Source organism: Streptomyces aurantiacus, from assembly GCF_001418335.1.
Classification (GTDB): Bacteria; Actinomycetota; Actinomycetes; order Streptomycetales; family Streptomycetaceae; genus Streptomyces; species Streptomyces aurantiacus.
Window position 1 is genome coordinate 1 of the sequence record NZ_LIPP01000311.1, and the last position, 17,199, is coordinate 17,199.

Annotated in this window: 15 protein-coding genes and 2 pseudogenes; 6 read left to right on the forward strand and 11 right to left on the reverse strand. The window is 66.8% G+C overall.

Annotation, left to right across the window (positions count from 1 at the left end):
* Both AOK01_RS45590 and AOK01_RS45595 read right to left on the reverse strand, forming a co-directional pair.
* On the reverse strand, window positions 1–274 hold a 274-nt coding region (locus AOK01_RS45590; RefSeq protein ID WP_245702518.1), incomplete at both ends, for a DNA glycosylase AlkZ-like family protein.
* 2 nt (window positions 275–276) lie between these two features.
* Window positions 277–782, reverse strand: a pseudogene (locus AOK01_RS45595) (DNA glycosylase AlkZ-like family protein); the annotation flags it as partial.
* Between the two features lie 137 nt (window positions 783–919).
* Here AOK01_RS45595 and AOK01_RS32370 point away from each other — a divergent pair.
* Entirely contained in the window at window positions 920–2,086 is a 1,167-nt protein-coding gene (locus AOK01_RS32370; RefSeq protein WP_055517981.1) for a magnesium and cobalt transport protein CorA, read from the forward strand.
* 286 nt (window positions 2,087–2,372) lie between these two features.
* Here the strand turns inward: AOK01_RS32370 and AOK01_RS45600 are convergent, their stop codons facing one another.
* From AOK01_RS45600 to AOK01_RS32390, 4 genes and pseudogenes are all read right to left on the reverse strand, one after another.
* Window positions 2,373–2,711 (reverse strand): tyrosine-type recombinase/integrase, encoded by a 339-nt coding sequence (locus tag AOK01_RS45600; protein ID WP_245702513.1) that lies wholly within the window; start codon window positions 2,709–2,711, stop codon window positions 2,373–2,375.
* 469 nt (window positions 2,712–3,180) lie between these two features.
* Window positions 3,181–4,209 (reverse strand): alpha/beta hydrolase, encoded by a 1,029-nt coding sequence (locus AOK01_RS32380; RefSeq protein WP_190849777.1) that lies wholly within the window; start codon window positions 4,207–4,209, stop codon window positions 3,181–3,183.
* A complete protein-coding gene (locus AOK01_RS32385) occupies window positions 4,206–5,480 on the reverse strand; it encodes a CHAT domain-containing protein (protein WP_055517983.1) in 1,275 nt (424 codons plus the stop codon). The genes AOK01_RS32380 and AOK01_RS32385 overlap by 4 nt, the downstream gene beginning before the upstream one ends.
* A gap of 430 nt (window positions 5,481–5,910) precedes the next feature.
* Window positions 5,911–6,792, reverse strand: a pseudogene (locus AOK01_RS32390) (RNA polymerase sigma factor SigF); the annotation flags it as partial.
* 530 nt (window positions 6,793–7,322) lie between these two features.
* On the opposite strand from AOK01_RS32390, the gene AOK01_RS32395 reads away from it, so the two are divergent.
* Window positions 7,323–7,544 carry a hypothetical protein gene (locus tag AOK01_RS32395; protein ID WP_055517987.1) on the forward strand — a complete coding sequence of 74 codons (222 nt, stop codon included), beginning with the start codon at window positions 7,323–7,325 and terminating at the stop codon, window positions 7,542–7,544.
* Window positions 7,545–8,248: 704 nt separating this feature from the next.
* Here the strand turns inward: AOK01_RS32395 and AOK01_RS41910 are convergent.
* Window positions 8,249–10,927, reverse strand: a complete 2,679-nt coding sequence (locus AOK01_RS41910) for a trypsin-like peptidase domain-containing protein (protein ID WP_079103942.1) — start codon at window positions 10,925–10,927, stop codon at window positions 8,249–8,251.
* A complete protein-coding gene (locus AOK01_RS32415) occupies window positions 10,902–11,201 on the reverse strand; it encodes a trypco2 family protein (RefSeq protein ID WP_055517993.1) in 300 nt (99 codons plus the stop codon). The genes AOK01_RS41910 and AOK01_RS32415 overlap by 26 nt, the downstream gene beginning before the upstream one ends.
* A gap of 60 nt (window positions 11,202–11,261) precedes the next feature.
* Here AOK01_RS32415 and AOK01_RS32420 point away from each other — a divergent pair, with 60 nt between their 5' ends.
* A complete protein-coding gene (locus tag AOK01_RS32420) occupies window positions 11,262–11,573 on the forward strand; it encodes a hypothetical protein (protein ID WP_245702514.1) in 312 nt (103 codons plus the stop codon).
* Between the two features lie 365 nt (window positions 11,574–11,938).
* Here AOK01_RS32420 and AOK01_RS46225 read toward each other — a convergent pair whose 3' ends face one another.
* On the reverse strand, window positions 11,939–12,061 hold the full coding sequence (locus tag AOK01_RS46225) for a hypothetical protein (protein WP_281181462.1): 123 nt from the start codon (window positions 12,059–12,061) through the stop codon (window positions 11,939–11,941).
* Window positions 12,062–12,128: 67 nt separating this feature from the next.
* Between AOK01_RS46225 and AOK01_RS45605 the strand changes: the two genes are divergently transcribed.
* The 3 genes from AOK01_RS45605 to AOK01_RS32430 all read left to right on the forward strand — a co-directional run bounded on the left by AOK01_RS45605 (window position 12,129) and on the right by AOK01_RS32430 (window position 13,116).
* Window positions 12,129–12,272, forward strand: a complete 144-nt coding sequence (locus tag AOK01_RS45605; RefSeq protein WP_245702515.1) for a hypothetical protein — start codon at window positions 12,129–12,131, stop codon at window positions 12,270–12,272.
* A 167-nt stretch (window positions 12,273–12,439) separates the two neighbouring features.
* Window positions 12,440–12,574 (forward strand): hypothetical protein, encoded by a 135-nt coding sequence (locus AOK01_RS46230; protein ID WP_281181463.1) that lies wholly within the window; start codon window positions 12,440–12,442, stop codon window positions 12,572–12,574.
* Window positions 12,550–13,116, forward strand: coding sequence for a hypothetical protein (locus AOK01_RS32430; protein WP_245702516.1), 567 nt, complete (start codon window positions 12,550–12,552; stop codon window positions 13,114–13,116). The genes AOK01_RS46230 and AOK01_RS32430 overlap by 25 nt, the downstream gene beginning before the upstream one ends.
* A 354-nt stretch (window positions 13,117–13,470) precedes the next feature.
* Here the strand turns inward: AOK01_RS32430 and AOK01_RS32435 are convergent, their stop codons facing one another.
* Together AOK01_RS32435 and AOK01_RS32440 are read right to left on the reverse strand one after the other, a co-directional pair.
* On the reverse strand, window positions 13,471–16,587 hold the full coding sequence (locus AOK01_RS32435; RefSeq protein ID WP_055517999.1) for a helicase HerA domain-containing protein: 3,117 nt from the start codon (window positions 16,585–16,587) through the stop codon (window positions 13,471–13,473).
* Entirely contained in the window at window positions 16,584–17,195 is a 612-nt protein-coding gene (locus AOK01_RS32440; protein ID WP_055518000.1) for a hypothetical protein, read from the reverse strand. Before AOK01_RS32440 ends, AOK01_RS32435 begins: the two co-directional genes overlap by 4 nt.
* Between the last annotated feature and the right edge of the window lie 4 nt (window positions 17,196–17,199).

A 17,199-nucleotide genomic window follows, 5' to 3' on the forward strand; every position in this document is an offset into this window, starting at 1 on the left:
CGCGCGGGCGCCGGGGTGTCCGCCTCCGGGCGGGGCGCGTCCGGCAGGTCGAAGAGCTCGGCACCGTGTTCGTCGGCGAAGGTGACCAGTTGGGGCCGCAGCCGTTCGAAGGCCTCGCGCAGCCGGGTCAGGCCTGCCCAGGTCTGCATGTCCTTGACGGAGGCGGGACCGAAGGCGGCGAGGTAGCGCAGGATCGTAGCGTCGGGGGCGGGGGCCGGTTCGGAGGGCCTGCCGAGCCAGTGTTCGGCGGTGGTGAGCGTGACCTGACCGCTGCNNACGAGCGGCAGCCGGCAGCGGGCCGCGATCGCGAGGGCCGACGGATCGGCGTCCGGCCACTCGGTGAGCAGGGCCTGACGCAGTTGCTTCATGGTGCGCGGCTCGGTCTCCACCAGCTCCCGGCCGATCGCGGCGAGCCGGTCGAGGTCCACTCCGGCGAGGCCGGCGCGGAAGCCGTACAACTCCCGTTCGCGGGCGGCCTGTACGAGGGGGCGCAGCGTGAGGCAGTCGTCGGCGGTGTGGGTGTGGATGGTGGAACGCATGGTGACGATGCGGACGACCGCCCGCTGTTCCATGGCGGCCGACAGCTCCTCGGGGGCGAAGCCCTCCAGGCGGGCGGCGAGCGCGTAGTACGGAGGCTTCACGTTCTGTGCCTGGAGACCGACGAGGTGTTCGACGGCGGCCGTCGCGGACAGGGCCGCCCGGCGCAGGAGCAGCTGCCGGTCGAGGGTCGCGCGGTTCAGCTCCCGGACGCTCAGCACGGGGGCGGTCGAGGTCTTCGTCATGCTCAGTACGCTATCGGGCCACTTCGTCCGGCCGCTCCGGCCATGTGACCCGTATATCCTGCCCGTGATCGGTAGGACAGATTTGCGAAGGTGCGACAGTCGCAGGTTCGCGAACGCGTGACACGGAGGCAGCCGCGATGCCGGAGCGCCGAGCCCGCCCCGTACCCGCCGCGAAGGGCAGCCGCAAGCCGGTGTGGCGACGCGCGGTCGCTCCGGCCGCGCCGCCGTCGGCGGATCCCCCGGTACCCGGCCCGGCTGCCGCCGACCCGCGTCCGGCGGAGCCCGACAGCGTCGTACAGGCCGCGCTCTACCGCGACGGTGTGCGGGTCGCGACTCCCGCGTCCCTCGCGGACACCTTCCGTGAGCTGCGCGACCAGCAGGACGGCATGGCGTGGATCGGCCTGGCCCGTCCCACGGAAGGTGAAATCCTCTCCCTGGCTGCCGAGTTCGACCTTCATCCGCTCGCCGTCGAGGACGCGATGGAGGCCCATCAGCGACCGAAGCTGGAGCGGTACGGCGACACGCTCTTCGTCGTCCTGCGCGCCGCCCGCTATCTCGACGCGTCCGAGGAGGTCGACTTCGGCGAGCTGCACGTGTTCCTCGGCCCCGACTTCCTGATCACGGTCCGGCACGGCGCCGCGCCCGATCTCTCCGCCGTGCGCCGCCGCATGGAGGAGACCCCGGAGCTGCTGAAACTCGGCCCGGAGGCCGTTCTCTACGCCATCCTCGACGCGGTCGTGGACGGCTACGCCCCGGTCGTCTCCGGTGTCCAGAACGACATCGACGAGATCGAGACCGAGGTCTTCGGCGGGGACCCCTGGGTCTCGCGCCGCATCTACGAACTCTCCCGCGAAATGGTCGAGTTCCAGCGCGCCACCCGCCCCCTGGTCAGCATGTTGCACAGCCTGATGGCCGGCTTCGCCAAGTACGGCACCGACGAGGAACTCCAGCGCTACCTCCGCGACGTCGCCGACCACGTCACGCACACCAGCGAGCGCGTGGACGGCTTCCGCCAGGCGCTCACGGACATCCTCACGGTCAACGCCACGCTGGTCACCCAGCAACAGAACGCGGAGATGCGGGCGCTGGCGGAGGCGGGCTTCGAACAGAACGAGGAGATCAAGAAGATCTCGTCCTGGGCGGCCATCCTCTTCGCCCCGACGCTGGTCGGGACGATCTACGGCATGAACTTCGACCACATGCCGGAGTTGCACTGGGTACTCGGATACCCCTTCGCGATCACCCTGATGGCGGTTGTTTGCACCAGTTTGTACGTCATCTTCAAGCGGAAAGACTGGCTTTGAGTAATCGCCTCTGGAGGCACTCTCGGGAGTGAGCACGGCCCGGATCGCAGGCTCCGGCGACTCTTTCCAGGCCACTGGGGAGAGTCTGGGGAGAATGAGCCGCGCTCCGATGCGGGCGGTGTCCTGCGATCGCAGGCATTGACCTGCGGAAGCCTCGCTGTTGAAGCGCGGGCTGGGAGCAAGGGCCGGCACGGAGAGTAGCGAACTTCCCTTGTGAAACGCCGGAACGGGTGGGCACAGCAGATCGCTGTGCCCACCCGTTCCGTGGGTCCTGTGGAGCGGACGTCTACGCCGCCAGTGCAGGCTGGCCGAGCAGAGCATCGATGGCGCCACGCCCCTTGCCGCCGGCCTCCGGCACGAAGTGGGCGTAGTAGTCCAGGGTGATGGTCGGGCTCGAATGGCCGAGCCAGCGGGCCAGGGTGACGACGGACTCGCCCGCTTCGAGGATGACCGAGGCGTACGTGTGCCGGAGCACGTGGAAGCCGTCCTTGCGCGACGCCTTCCACCGCTCGCCCTTCTTGCGCAGGGGGATGACGCCGACGGCGGCCAGGGCCGGCTTCCACACTTCGACGTTGAAGTCGAGAGCGTGCCGAGGATCTGCCGGGCGTATCGCGTCGGCGGGCACTCAACTGCCAAGCAACAGACAGCGTGCCCAGATGTGCCAGCCAAGGTCGGCCAGGGTGTCACCGATCCGCTCGGCGAGCACGCCGTCGTCACCGGCCAAGTGGCGCGGGGTTACCCAGCAGACCGGATCTGGCGAGTCTCGATGGGATGGTTCGTCGGGATGGTGCGGGAGCAGGGGCGCCTCCATGGCCATGGGCTCGGAACGGCTCTCCGAGCAGGGTGTTGTACGTTGACATGCTCTGCCGCAGGACTCCAGTCCCTTCGGGATCTTCCCTGTCTGCCTCCGGCGAACTGGTGAATCAGGGCTGCGGGATCTCAAGTTTCGTGCCCGAATCCCATAACTGACGGCGACTTGACGGCGGATCGGCCACACACCTGAGGCTTACGGGTCACGTCATCAGGTGGCGTTTCTTGAATCTCGACTAGGACTAGATGGTGAAGATGCGCGCATCCTGGCCAGCGCGGGCAGTTCAGCGCGAGTAGTCCGCGAGGCTCAGTAGCAGGTGCGCCGATTCCGGGCGCACGTGGTCGGAGTGGGCGCCGGCCGGGCTGAGGCGGCGCCCACGGACGTAGATGTCGGAGGCGTCGACGTTGACGAAGCGGTGGTCGAGTGCGAAGAGCGGATACCGCTCGTCAAGGGACAGCAGACGGGTGGTGAACATGGGCGCTGGTGCCGGCCCGATCCCCGAGTGCCCGATGCCTGGCTGTCGTTCGGCTCGCAGGTGCCAGAAGCCTGTTGCCCGGTCGTGGCGGGAGTAAGTGGCGACGACTGGTCCCCTCAGTGGGGCGCCGTCGTGCACCTCGCTCGGCAGAATGCACGGGAACAGCGAGAGAAACGCGTCGCGGCGTGCGGCCATCTGGAACAGCAACATGCTGTCCGCAGTGAACGGGCGAGACGGAGAACGGCCCTCCGCGCTCCAGCCGAGTGTGTCGTCGAGTCGAGCATCCGCCGCCCACTGCACCGCCTCGCACAGGAGACGGCAACCGAAGGAATGTCCGACGAGGTGGAGGTACTGCCCTTCGTGGTTGGCCAGCACGGGAGCTGCCGCAGGGTCTGCGCGTTCAGTGTCCAGATAGCCGAGGAGTCGGCCTAGGATGTGCGCGGCATATCCGTTTCCGTCACGCGCGCCCATCGCGTGTGCGCGGTCCCGGATTCTGCGGTAGCCGGAGGGTGTGACCGGGCTGGACGATGGCCAACGCACCACCACACACCATGGGTTGAAGCCCTCGGCCGACAGGGCCGGATACCGGGTCGGGTCCGCCTTCAGGTTGTCGTGTACCAGGGCAAGCAGCCGCTCCGCGGTGCGGTGGGCGGAGCCGGGGGAGGTCTGCCAACCGTGGACGTAGACGAGGATGTCTGTCGCCCAGGCGGGCGGCGCTAGGCGCTCCGTGAAGTAGTCACGCAGTCGGTGCTCGGGCACCGGCTCATCAGTCCCGGCATCCAACAGCCAACCGCTTTCGTCCAGATCGATGACCTCGACCTCAGTAGTACGGCTCACGTTTCCACCCCGCCTGCCCGTTCCATACGGACGTCCATGCCGCCATGTAGCCCGTAGGCAAAACCCAGAGGGTTTCGGTACCTGGCGGCAAAATGCCTGGCCAGTTCATGAGCGATTCGGCCGGCGGTCGCCTCGCCGCGCAGGTACCGCGTAACGAACTTGAGCGCATACTCGGCGGCGAATGCCTGCGGCATCGCGATCTGCGGCCCGAGTACGCCCTGTGCGCCGTGCTCAATGAACATGCGCCCCAGGAAGGCACGGTCCCCACTCGCTCCGGCGACTCCGGCATAACAGGCGTTAAGCAGGACGAATGGCCGGAAACAGCTGTGCCGGTGGCGTGCCCGCAATTCCCGCACCGTGTGACCGTCGAAAGGCGTACCGTCCGTGAGCCTGATAGCCAGTACATGAGGTTCAGGCTCGTTGCCGATGAACTCGCCGTGGCACCAGAAGTACATCAGCTGCTCTTCCAGATGCGGATTCGCCAAGTCGCGGACCAGTTCGTCGTACGTGGTGCGCGCGGTGCACGACGTGCCCTCCGCGAGCAGCTTCGCCACCTCGTCCGCCCGCGTCGCGCGGCCCACGCGAACATCGTGATTCAGACTGACGGCAGGCGGCTGCGATATCCCAGGGGACGGTCCGATCCACGCGTAGGCGTCGCCCGTGTGCTCGATCTGATGACGGTGGCCGAGGAAACGGGCGAAGAGCCCGTCAAGGGTCGCTGCGGACCCTCCGTCCGAACAGAGCAGCGTCCAGGGTAGGTGCAGATCGGAGTCGAACCGTACCCGCAGCCCCTCCTTGGACAAGGCGGCTCGCAAATATGTACGGAACATCTCTGTCCGCACATCTTCTCCGCGCAGCAGGGTGTCAAACAGCAGGGACTCGCCACCTCGGGCCAGATCGGCTACCACCGCACGTAGTTCGTCCTCCGATTCAACACTGAGATCGGCGGTACTCGCGTACGGGCGCCGCCGATCCGACAGAGCACGGCCTCGGTCGTCAACCGGCTGGAAGTCGACGAAGCGCTCCTTCCAGCGGGCACAGAGCCGGGCTGCTCCTCCATGGACCTCGTCGGGCCGGGCGCTCAAGTCGGCCTTGTGCTCGGTGCCTTTGAGAGCCGGAACGGACGTGCCCGACATACGGGCCCGAATCCGGCCGCCGCCCAGAACGTCGAAGCTGACACGGAGATCCGGCGGCTCCGTCTCCAGATGCGGCAGGAGCCGGAAGCCGTCGCTGGGGTCCTGGACGACTTGGGTGGTCAATGTGCGGGGCACCGGGTCAGGACCTCCCCCTGAGCGGCCATGCTCGTCTCTCCCCGGCCCCGGCGGGTGCGGCGCCCGCGATGTCCAAATCCGTCTCCACCTGTTGGAGGACGACACCGGTTTCGTGGTGCAGAAAAGTGAACCGAATCCGGTGTTGGCCGGGCTCCGGAGCTGTGACACGAAACAGCACGGATTCGACGTCTCCGGGGCCGTACAGCGCTGTGGCCGGCACGACCTCCGCGCTGCTCAGCGGCACGGCCACGATGTCCAGCGAGGGCCGGGCACCTGGGCGGGCCCACGGATGCGCGGCCCCGGCCACCAGTTTCACCACAACTCGCATGGGGATCCCAACGCGGGGATCGTCGTCCAGGAGCGTCAGGTGGGCCCGGCAGCGCGGCAACGCCAGAGGCTCATGAAGCGATGCGTCATCCGAAAGAACGTCGTCTTCGACGAGGAGTTTCTCCCGCAGTTCGGCCAGTGTCCGGGCGAGCAGCCGGGACACGTGCATCTGGGAGATGCCGACCTCCTGCGCGATCTGCGACTGCGTCATGTTGCCGAAGAAGCGCAGCAGCAGGATGCGCTTCTCCCTGGGCGGCAGGTCCTCCAGCAGCGGCTTGAGCGACTCGCGATACTCGACGCCCTCCAGGGCCTCGTCGTACGCGCCGAGCGTGTCCGCGACCGCCGGGGACTCGTCGTCCGTGTCGGGGACGTGCAGGGACAGCGTGGAATAGGCGTTGGCCGACTCCAGGCCCTCCAGGACCTCCTCCTCCGAGACGCCCAGCTTCTCGGCCAGCTCGTGGACCGTAGGGGAGCGGCCGTGCCGCTGCGAGAGCTCCGCCGTCGCCGTGGTCAGCGACAGACGCAGCTCCTGGAGCCTGCGCGGGACGCGCACCGCCCAGCCCTTGTCCCGGAAGTGCCGCTTGATCTCGCCGACGACCGTCGGGGTCGCGTACGTCGAGAACTCAACGCCGCGCTCCGGGTCGAAGCGGTCGACCGATTTGATCAGGCCGATGGTGGCGACCTGGGTCAGGTCGTCCAGCGGCTCACCGCGGTTGCGGAAGCCGCGCGCGAGATGCTCGACGAGCGGCAGGTGCATACGGACCAACCGGTTGCGCAGCTCCGCGTACTCAACGCTGCCGTCGTTCAGCGTGCGCAGCTCGATGAAGAGCGCACGCGCCCCACTGCGGTCCTGAGGGTCGTGCCGGGTGCTCTGCGGACTCGGTGCGTCGTCTTCGGCGTCTCGCTCGTGTGGTGCCGCCCCCTCGCCCCCCGCGTCTTGCCGAGTCCAATCTGGCGGAGGCACAGGCCGCGCCCGCTGCCCCTCCGCGAAGGGATTGAGCCGCACGTCTCGCCGTTCGTCGCCCATGCTTCATCACCCCCGCTCTGTCGCCTCCTCAAGGTGCCTGAAACAGTTGATGTGTGGAGGGTCTTACACCGACCTACCCACCGTCAGGTGCCGCCAGTTCAAGGGGCGTTGCAGATGCGCGTCGCTGCATCCGCCTGATCTGCGTCCACTGCGGCATCGACTATCAGCCGTGCGGCAAGACGGGATCATCGACAACCTGCTGGCGTCGTTCCTACAACCACAGGAAATGCTGGGGTCGTGAGACGGATTCATCCGGCCAAGCCATAAGCCAACAGAAGAATCCACAGATCCAAGCGTCCGCGCATGACACCGGCGACACAGAGAACCCATAGATCGCTAGCAATCGGATCCGGCCATCCTCAAGCACCGCGTCGAGCCCACCACTCGTCGCCCCGACCCCGGCCACGTAGGGTCAACTTCCATGCCTATCCGGCAAGTTTCGGCAAGCTCTGGCACAGAGATCGTTACCGGCATCCGAGGAGGACATCATGGCCCTGCGTAAGCTGGGTAAGGACCCGGAAAGTCCCAGTGGCGGCTCCCCCACCATCTACCTTGACGAGGAGAAGGACAGCTACCTCGTGCAGGGGTTGAAGGTGGAGGGCATCGAGCGCCTCGGGCAGATGGAAATCCCTGGCCATGAGTCGGTGGTGGAGATCCCCCGGCGCATGATGGCTGGGGCAGCCTCATTTTCGTGCTCACTTTCTCTGTGATTCTGCTACCTCGGCTCTGGCCTCCAGGCGGCAGAGGACGCCATCCTTCACGCCCATCGGTACCATCCCTCGCCGATCACCAAGGTCTGCGCCAGCGCGGGCCCATGCGGCACTGATTGCGGGCGCCCTTCGAGCGGAATCCCTGAAGATCGATGCTGATCCAAACGCCACGCCGCCTCGGCTCGGTGTCATGTTGGCGATGATTGGCGAGCGTTGCGCAGAAGGTCGCATTGGAGCAATGTTGCCGGAGGATTTCCTGACAGAAGCCACACCCGTCTCCCTCACCCGAACAGCAATCCGAGGATCTGTTCACGTGGCAGCCCCTATTACCGCCGCCATGGTGGCAGCTGTCAGTGCTTCCTCGGCACTTCGCGCACTTGGCGTGAACGACGACCTTCACCATGGCTCATCGCCGGGTGCTCAGTGCTGGCCGCAATCGTCGTCGGCGGCTGGCATCGGGTAGGCAGGCTTCTGGAAATAATGCCTGGCAAGTGAGTTCACTCCGGAATGCGGCGGCCCGCTCCGTCGCTTCGACGGCGTCCACCCCGAGCAGGCCCGTGTTGCAGGGGCTGCTCCAAGCCACCTCCGCCCCGGGTTGTTCGGTCGCCGATGGCCCTTCTTCATGTGCTTCTGCAACGGCGACCTTCCGGCCAGCGCTCGCTTCCAGGGCTCGTCGCGCGCCAGCCACCACCAACCCGGTGAACTCACCAGGGTCGGCTGATGTGTCCGTCGGCGGTCAGGCCATATCGCCAGAGCCGTACCCACTCACTGTCGGTTCCCTCCGCCCAAGTGCGGCGAACCGCCAACCTCACCAAGATCCCTGCGTAGCCGGCATCAGCAGCACGGTGAGCCAGCAACCGCGCTGCCGGAAGGTGGTATTGCTCGCGGCGTTCCACCAATACTTCCAAGAAACGCAGCTCCCCCCGAGCGGCAGCTGCGAGTACGTACGTACTGGCTGTGTCGTAGTCTCCGGCCAGCTCTCGTAACCGAGCAAGATCGCTGAAGGCAGTAGCGTAGCCAGCCTCTGCGGCCTGCCGCAAATAGGTCTCAGCACTGTCTGGATCGCCGGCCAACTCCTTGATCGAAGCCAGACTGAGTAGAAGCCGGTTGTTCCCTTTCTGTACCGCTTCAGCCATCAACGCCTGGACACCCACCATGTCCGGAGCAGCTTGTATCAAGGGCGCCATCTCACGTTGAGTCCGGGACTCGAAGGACTCGGCGCGGTCCCACGAAGGCAGAAGTTCCATCTCCTCGTGCTGTTTTTCCGCCGCCTGATGCGCGTCCGCCAATGTATGAAGCTCTTCTTGGCGTATCGCCCAGAGCTCATCGGTCTCGGTCTCCGTCTGGGTGACCGCGTCATCACGAGACGGATCGGTCAGGGAATAATCAGCGCCCGGGGCCCCGCCTTTGTGGGCCGGTAATCGGACAGCGTCTTGAAGCTCCGTCTCGTCCTGCTGGTCGGCGGCATACGTGTAGAGGTGAGCCGCGTGACGCAAGCGCCAGCGCAGATGTGCAGACTCAGCAAGTTTCCGTACATCGAGCGCGGTCGCCGCGTGGACCGCAGCGTCCCAGAATCCGGCCGGGGGGCTGATGAGTTGACGCTCAGTATTGCCGTGCTGCTCAAGGTAGTCGGCGAGCCGGTAGCTCATCCGGCCGGCTTCCGGCGAGCCGGGGCGCGGTCGGATCGGAGTGAGCGGCCCTCGTGCACCCCGACACGGCTCGGAAAGATACGCGAGCGCCTGGTTGAACCAGGCATCATCCAGATCGTCCCATTCGTCATCACTGAGGTAGCCCGATGCAGCCTCCTCCAGGAACGCCCGAGGCAGACGCGGACCATGGCCAAGCCGACGGGCGTCCATAGCCGCCCAGAGGAGAGCTCGCGCGGGCACAGGAGCATGTCGATAGCGGCGTATCAGCTCAGGTGCGCCAGCAAGAAACTGAGTGAGCCGCCCGCCGACGGAGGCCCCTGCCTGCACGAGCCGCGGATCAGTGTCGAGCATCTGCGCGTGCATGCGAAGGTCGTGCTCGCTGAATGTGTCCGGCACATGGATCACAGTGGCGAGGCCAAGTAATGCCCGAGCAGCAGCAAAAGGGGTGGGGTCTCCCGGCACCGGGTCCGCGGTGAGCTCTTTCCAGTAGTCGGGCCAGAGGGACCCCAGAATGAGCAGGGGCCCGATTTTCTCTTCGGCGAGAAGCTCCTGGAGCGCGGCAGACACCTGCTCACCGTAGGGTCGCGGGCTCAGATAGAGCTGGGCCTCGTTCAACCAGATGACGGTGCGTGGAGCCACTCGGCCGGAACGCAGCGCCTTCAGCACGGCAGTGGGCCGGTCAGGTGTAAGCGGATGCCACAGCCGCCAGCCATCCGACAGCCAGGAACGCACCGCCTCCCATGCGGCTCGGGTCTTACCTGTCGACGATCCGCCGACGAGCATCAGCAATCGGCTGCCGTCCTCGGCGTCAACCATTGCTTCGCGCAACTGATCATCCACATGGGGACGTTGCAAGTAGGGAGGCAGGATGTCGAGTTTCTGATCGGGGCCCCGCGCCTGGATCGCCGGATGGACCTCCAGTGCCAGGGCGTGCTCAGGCGCGAGGGATTTCACAAGCCGTCCAAGGGATGGTCCGGCTGCGGTTCTCTTCACGCCCCCGGCCTGATGCCATGCGTCGGTCAGCCGACTCGGCACCAGTGGAACCCCGATGGCGTCTTCCAGAAGTCTGGCCGCATCTGGTGTGAGCTGGCCATGCCACCGATCCGCGCGAAGCACAGCCAGGTGATCGGGCCCGTCGGCCAGGTGGTGCCGGCCGACGATTCCGATGATGCTCTCTCCGCTGAAGACAGCGGCGCCTGACATGCCCTCCCACGGTGAGCGCGCAGAATAAGTCGCCGCAGGACCAGACACGACGTGGAAGTCGAGGGTCCCCTCGCGGCGGTTGGACAACACAGCGCACGTGCCGTGCACGTGGCACGAGTCCCGAAACGATGTGCCGTCGTCGCTGCTGCGCATCTTGAAGGCAGGGAAGCCCATGGTGCTGCACCGCAACTCGGCGTCGTGCTCGGGAACACGGCCGAAGTCAGTCCAAGCAACATGCTGTTGGTCGCCGTCCACGGCGAGCACCGCGACATCAATGCGTGGATCTACCCAGGCGACCTCGGCACGATGAACCTGCTCAGTCGGCTGGTCGGCGTCGAATCTCACCTGGATCGAATGGGCGTCCCTGATGACGTGGGCAGCTGTGAGCACGCGACCGACAGCAACCAAGTAGCCCGAGCCACGCCGGTGGGTTCCAGTACCACCAGCGACGATGACTTCGGCGACACGGCCGGCATCCAGGCCGCTTGCCGCGCCGGGAGGCACTTCAGCGCTCGTTGGCCACGTCGTCACCGGATATCATCAAGGAGGCGCCGGAGTCCGCGATCCGCGGCTGCAAGGTGAAGGTGATGCGCTGAGTCTCGGCATGCGCCATTTTGGCGGCGGCTCCGCTCTCCACAATCAGGAAGCGCAGCCTCGCATCGCCCCCAGCCTCCTTGCTTACGGTCACGGACGCCTCGACCTCCACGGGGCCAAGTTCGAACCGCACCCGCTCCCCGTCTCCTTCAGCCATCGCCGCCGTGAACTCTCGACGCAGCTCGCGAATCATCTCTGACAGCTCGATCACGCGTCCCCCAAGCCGATGACGATGCCAGCACCCTACTGACACACACCGAGATGATCTACCGTGCACGGCGAGACAGGCTCAGCTGCCGACAAGAAGGTTCAAGTCATGCCGAGATTCACGGAGTTCGACGCTTCGTCCCTCCGTCACACCAGCGCTGTGGAGGGTGGGTTTCCCTGGCGCGGGCAGGCCGTAACTCTGATCCGGATCGATACGAAAGGGATCGTCACACAAGCGACCCGCATAACCGAGAAGCGGGCGATGCTCACACAGGCGGGACCGAAGGATCTGGTTCTTGCTGCATGGCCGGGGCAGTGGTCCCAGGACGTGTTCCTGGTGGACGACCTCAAGGCAGCCCGCGAGGAAGTGGGCTGAGCCCGAACGCCAACTCGGCAGGTCCGGATCCTGCCCGAACCCCATTTGGGACGAACAGGCCGCGAGTTGCTGGACAGTCACACGCCCAGCAGCCGTCGAGCCAGTCGACTCCTTCCCGAAAACGGCGAGAAATTCACTGACAGCCAGTCACGCTCTGCGACAAGGCCTCTCGTCGATCCTCGAGGACTCCGCGCCAGAAATCGCGGGGACGGCGGACTTTTGACACCCTGCTGTGAGCCAACGCGCGGCTGCACAGCTTTCTGAACCAGGGAACATACCAATGCCTCGATATCGCCCGTTCCCAAGCCCATGCCAGTAACTTCCGCCGCTGGCGCCGGAGGACGGCCGCACCCGGATGCCTCCTCCTACGCCGAGCCGAAGATCGACTGCTCCAGAGCTTGTTCGCGGGCAGCGAGGACGTACGGGTAGCTGTGGGGGAACGCACTCGACCGGACCCCGTCATCCTCGATCAGGCTGCTCCCTGCCAAGTGGCCCATCCCGCGACAACCGCGCCGTGGATACCGCCGGACAGGCCGATTGCGGCATGCTGGGGTCATGAACAGGTACGCGGCAGCCAAGCCCTACACCCTGCCGACGGCGCTGGACGGGCCGGCGACGGGTACGGTCACGCTGCCCCACCACCTCGACTGGGGTCCCGATAGGTCTACGACCTGGCCGACCAGGCTGATGTCGTGTTGATGTACGAACGGGGTCATCCGTGAGGCCCAGACCCCGGCCGACCTCGATACCTACCTGAACGACCCGCTTCTGCGGCGGCTGTGGGCCGACCCGTTCCTCTCGCTACCGGTCCGTACGGCCTGGCAGTCCAGGTCCACCGAGCTCGCGGCGAAGGCGGCCGCGGCATAGTGGAGGAACTGCATCGGCGGCTGATCAGGATCGGGCTCGACGCGCTCGCCGAGGACTACGGGTACGCACTCGCGGGCGGCTATGCCATCCAGGCGCACCGCATCGTCAAATGTGCGACGATGCCGACCTGTTAGCGCCCATCGATCGGGCCGCCGACGAGATGCCCGAGGCGGTCGCCCGGCTCATCAAGGCGTATTCGGCGGCTGGATACACAGTGGAGACGGCCCAGCAGACCCCTATCTACAGCCGGTTGAACGTCATCGACCCGTCCACCGGATCACAAACCAAGGTGGAACTCGGCGTCGCAGAATTCCTCCGCCATGCCCCCGTCCCCTCCGAGCTCGGTCCTGTGCTCCACCGTTACGACGTCGCCGCCGGCAAAACCGGCGCCCTGTTCACCCGGGCCGAGGCCCGCGACGCCATCGGCGTCGACGGCCTGCTCAAGACCGGCTACAGCCGCGAGCGGCTGATCGAACTCGCCACACAGAACGACGCCGGATTCGACCGACGCATGTTCGCCGACGCCCTCCGCCGTGTGCAGCGCTACACCGACAAGCAATACGCCGCCTACGGCCTCGACACCCAGGAACCGCCGCGCTCCGCCAGCAGTTCAACGACTGGCAACAACAACTCACCCAGCCCGAATCCGACCAAGATCGCAGCTGAACCAGAGTGAAATCCTCCCGCGCCAGGCAGCGTCGGCTGAGGCGATCCGGCGCATCGTCTGAGCCACGCCGCTGAACCACCGCCGACGGAAATCAGGTCGGCCACGGCCCGCAGAGCGGCGCGGCGTTCGGCCTCCGGGAGGTTCCTCGACACCTGCTGGGTATGCTCCCGGATGACATCGTGCGGTCGGAACTGTGTGGTCCGTCGGCGGACTGGACTACGACGGCCAGATGAGCGGTGAGCAGTTCACCCACCGCCATGGGGGTGACCGCCGGAACAGGACGGCTCAAGCACCCTGGCGACCCTGTCCGCGCAGGTCAAGGTTTCGGCACGGGCCAGGACGCGCTCACCACCTCACGACCGCTCAGGTACCCCGGCGGGCTCGCTCGACGATCTCCTCCTCCGTGAGCGGCACATCGTGGTGACTGAGGCAGATCGGCACCTCGATCTTGCTGAATCCGGTCCCCTCGCTTGCGGCGTTGAACATGCCGGCCTTGAGACCGGCGAGGTTGTCGAGGACCGCGTTCCGCGCCTGGGCCATGGTCTTGGCGGCCTCGATGTGCGCGGGTTGGGTGAGTCGGCCGATGAACTGGTTCACGGTGTTGCCCAGCGCCTGGTTGTGGATTCCCCTGGGGAGCTGTGAGGCGAGGACTATCCCGAGTCCGTACTTGCGTATCTGGCGAATGAGTTCGACCGTGCTGTCCGTACTCGGATTCGATGCACCGGAGGGCACGAAGTTCTGCGCCTCGTCCATCACCAGCAGCCCGCCCAGGGCACGGTCGCCGACCGGGTGTGCCCTGAACCATGAGAACAAGGTCGCCTGGAGGCGGCTGACGAATTGGGCCGGTCCGTCGCCGGACAGGCCGATGAAGCTGATCACCGAGATACGGGCCGCCTTTCCCGGCGACGGGATCAGGAGCATGCCGGGATCGGCGGGTGTGCCGGACTCCCCGAACAGCGGGTCGGTCTCCATCGCGGCTTCCAGCGTGTCCGCCATCTGAACCGCGAAGCGACTGGTCCTGCTGTTCACGATGTCGCTCGGGGGCTCGGCGAGCAGCTCGACGAGGCCGGCCAGGGTCTTGCCGCCGTCGCGCGCATACCGTTCGAGGGCACGTTTGAGGACCCCCAGCTGCTGGGTCGCGCGAGCACTGCTGCCGCGTACACCGGCATGTGGCGCGAGTGAGGTCACGGTCGACCTGACCAGACGGGGGAAGTCGTCCTCGTCGTCAAGGACGGGACCGAAGTCGGGAAGCGGGTAGAAGGAGATCGGACGTCCCCGGTTCAGACCCGGTGTCCACACCACCACTTCGACATCCGCGAAATAGCGTCGGGCCTCGCGCTCATGGTCGTCCGTCCAACCCTTCGGCGGGCGCGACCAGGGGTCGCCGAGCCGTGCGAGGTCGTCGTTCGGATCCAGCACGATCGCCGAGACGCCGCGCAGAGCGCACTGCTCCACAAGTCGCTTGATCAGGACCGTCTTGCCCGATCCCGCCGCGCCCACCACCGCGGTGTGCATCCGGAGCCGCTCCATGGGTACCGCAAACGAACGGCCGCCCCGGACCGTGGTTCCGACGACGATTTCGGTACGAGCGGGCTCGGCGTCCTCCGGTATGCCCGCCGCGTCCACCGCCACCCTGGAGCCGACTTCCGTGGTCGCGATGCCGAGATGCTGCCGTAAGTCTCCCAGCACCGGCGCGAAGACCTCGATGCGGGAAACGGGGTGCTCCTGTCGCAGCCATTCGTCCAGGCCTGACGTACGGTCGTCGAGCATGGCCCGGAGGGCGGCCAGGGTCCGGAGGTCGGCGGCGCCGATCGGTAACGACACCCCGCCCCGCGCCTCGAAGTCGTCCTTGATGTCCTTGGTCTTGGGGCCGCTCGGGTACGGCATGTTCCGCAGCAGGATCAGCCGCCGGCTCGCCAGGTCGGCCGTCAGGCCGGCCTCCACGGCCGCGTTACGGATCCGGTTCTGGGCGGCGATGGCGTTGTTCGCGGCGATCGCCCGGAAGGACCAGTGGAATTCGTTCTCGCTGGCCTCGTCCACGACATAGCGCAACCGGGCGTGCAACGCCGCCTTGCGGCCGAAGTCGGTCTCGATGGAGAACCGCGTCTCGTCGGCACCCAGTTCCCTGACCAGACTCCGCAGCCCCACGCCCAGCAGAGCGGGCATCAACCCGTCCTCGATCGTGGGGTCGAGCGGCCCGAGGTCGTCCGCCTCGGCACGGAGCTTGTCGAAGGACTCCGTCAGGGTGCTCAGGTTGACGGCCCTCGCCGGTGCGGGCGGTGCGACTGCCGTGGGCTCTCCGCCTGCCAGGGAGATCAGTTCGGCCACCGTGCCGGTCTGCAGACACGCCTCGATGTGCTTCTGGACCCGGACGAGCAGCCGCCGTGCGGTGTAACGGTGTGGGGCTTCGGCCAGCGCCGCCGAGGTGACCGGCCAGGTGGGATACCGCGGAGCGAACCCCACTGACTCGTAGTAGGCCCGAAAACGGCTGCTGACGATGGCGGCGGCGGTGGCCTCGTCGGGAATCGCGCCGAGCGTCGGCAGAACCTCGAACCGGTCCAGGGCGGACCGGACGGCCGCCCTGGAAATCTGCTCCCAGGTGTCCTCGTGGCACGCCACGACCATCAGGGTCCGGCGGGCTTCCTCCCGCAGTTCCATCAGGCCGGTGGCGATCTCACTGCTCAGCCGCTTAGCGGCCCGGCCCTCGCCGGAAGGGGCCGCCGTCAGCGACGACGTCTCCGCGGCGGACACCAGGGTGTCGAGCTGGTCGAAGGCGAACACCAGCGGTCCGACCAGGGCGAACAGGCGCGTCAGATCGCGGAGGACGAGTTGAGCCGTTCGCCCGCCCGGCGACATCCCCCAGGCGGCGCGCTTGTCCCCGTCGTCGTCGTTGAACGCGAAGTAGGCCCTGCCGATCTCCACGGGATCGCCGGTGGAGGCTATGAGCGCCAGCGCGCGGGCCGTGTCCGCGGCCTCGTTGCCCACCTGTCGGTCGATGGTCCGGATCCCCCGAACGAACGCATCGACATGGGCGCGCGTCAACTCGCGCCGGCCGGTGACGGCGGTATGGGTGTCCGTGTCGAGGCGAGCCTGACGCGAAAGCTCGTCGAGCAGGCGAATCAGTTGTTCCTGGCCGCCCTCGTCCTCCCGGTAGAGACTGTCGACGAGACTGTCGGCGGCGCTCTCCCAGAAGTTCCGGCCGGTGACGAGCTTGATGTAGAAGAAGGAGCCGCCGCGCTCCTGGATCTCGTGGCGGGTCCAGCCGAGCAGATGCGTCTTGCCCGAGCCGCTCTCGCCACGCACCACGGTCGCAACCGGCGAGTGGGCGCGCTCGACGGCGCTCATCGCCCTCCCCAGCCGCCGGAACACCTCAGGATGAAGGCCGTCGACGTGGTAGGAGGTCACCGGTGTCCAGATCTCTTCCTGGGTCAGCGCGGTGTTGATGTACAGCGTCTCCAGGGCGGCGAGTTCCCCGTTCACGCCGGTCCGATCCGCAGCAGGTGGCGGGGTTCGCCGCCGATGTCGACGGCGGCTCCGCGGTCCTCGTCGCTGAGCGTGCGCTGGTTGAGCTCGCCCATCAGCTGTACGTCGTTCTGCTCGATCATCCGGTCGAGTTCGGCGTCGACGGCCCCTCGCGGCAGGTCCTTGAGCCATGGGCGCAGCGCCGACAGTCTGACCCAGCTGCCCGGTTTCCGGCGGACGGTGAGTTCCGTGTAGACCGCGCGGATCCAGTCCTCGACGTCGGGCTGGAAGAACTCGCCGAACTTGGTGCCGGAGCGGGCCAGGTACTGTCCGACGTTGTCCAGCACCGCATAGAGCACCCCGGCCGGAAACTTCGCTCCGTCCGGGCGTCCGGCCACCAGAGCGGACTCGCACCAGGTCCGGCCCGCGGACGTGAGCTGGTGCGTGTTGACCGCACCGTGCTTCCTGGTCACGATCCGCTCGGCATCCTGGTTCACTCGCCGTCGCACCGCCGCGGTGATCTCCAGGCCGGCGAGTGCGCGCAGTTCACGGTTGGTCACCGGCCGTGCGACCACCATCAGGGCGAACAGCGATGCATGATCCCGTACAGTCAACTCCGTCGGCACAGTA

Coding starts and splice junctions, on each gene's coding strand:
- AOK01_RS32430 (WP_245702516.1), top strand. CDS start 12,550: ATGTGCGACGATGCCGACCTGTTAGCGCCCATCGATCGGGCCGCCGAC.
- AOK01_RS45605 (WP_245702515.1), top strand. CDS start 12,129: ATGAACAGGTACGCGGCAGCCAAGCCCTACACCCTGCCGACGGCGCTG.
- AOK01_RS32370 (WP_055517981.1), top strand. CDS start 920: ATGCCGGAGCGCCGAGCCCGCCCCGTACCCGCCGCGAAGGGCAGCCGC.
- AOK01_RS32395 (WP_055517987.1), top strand. CDS start 7,323: ATGGCCCTGCGTAAGCTGGGTAAGGACCCGGAAAGTCCCAGTGGCGGC.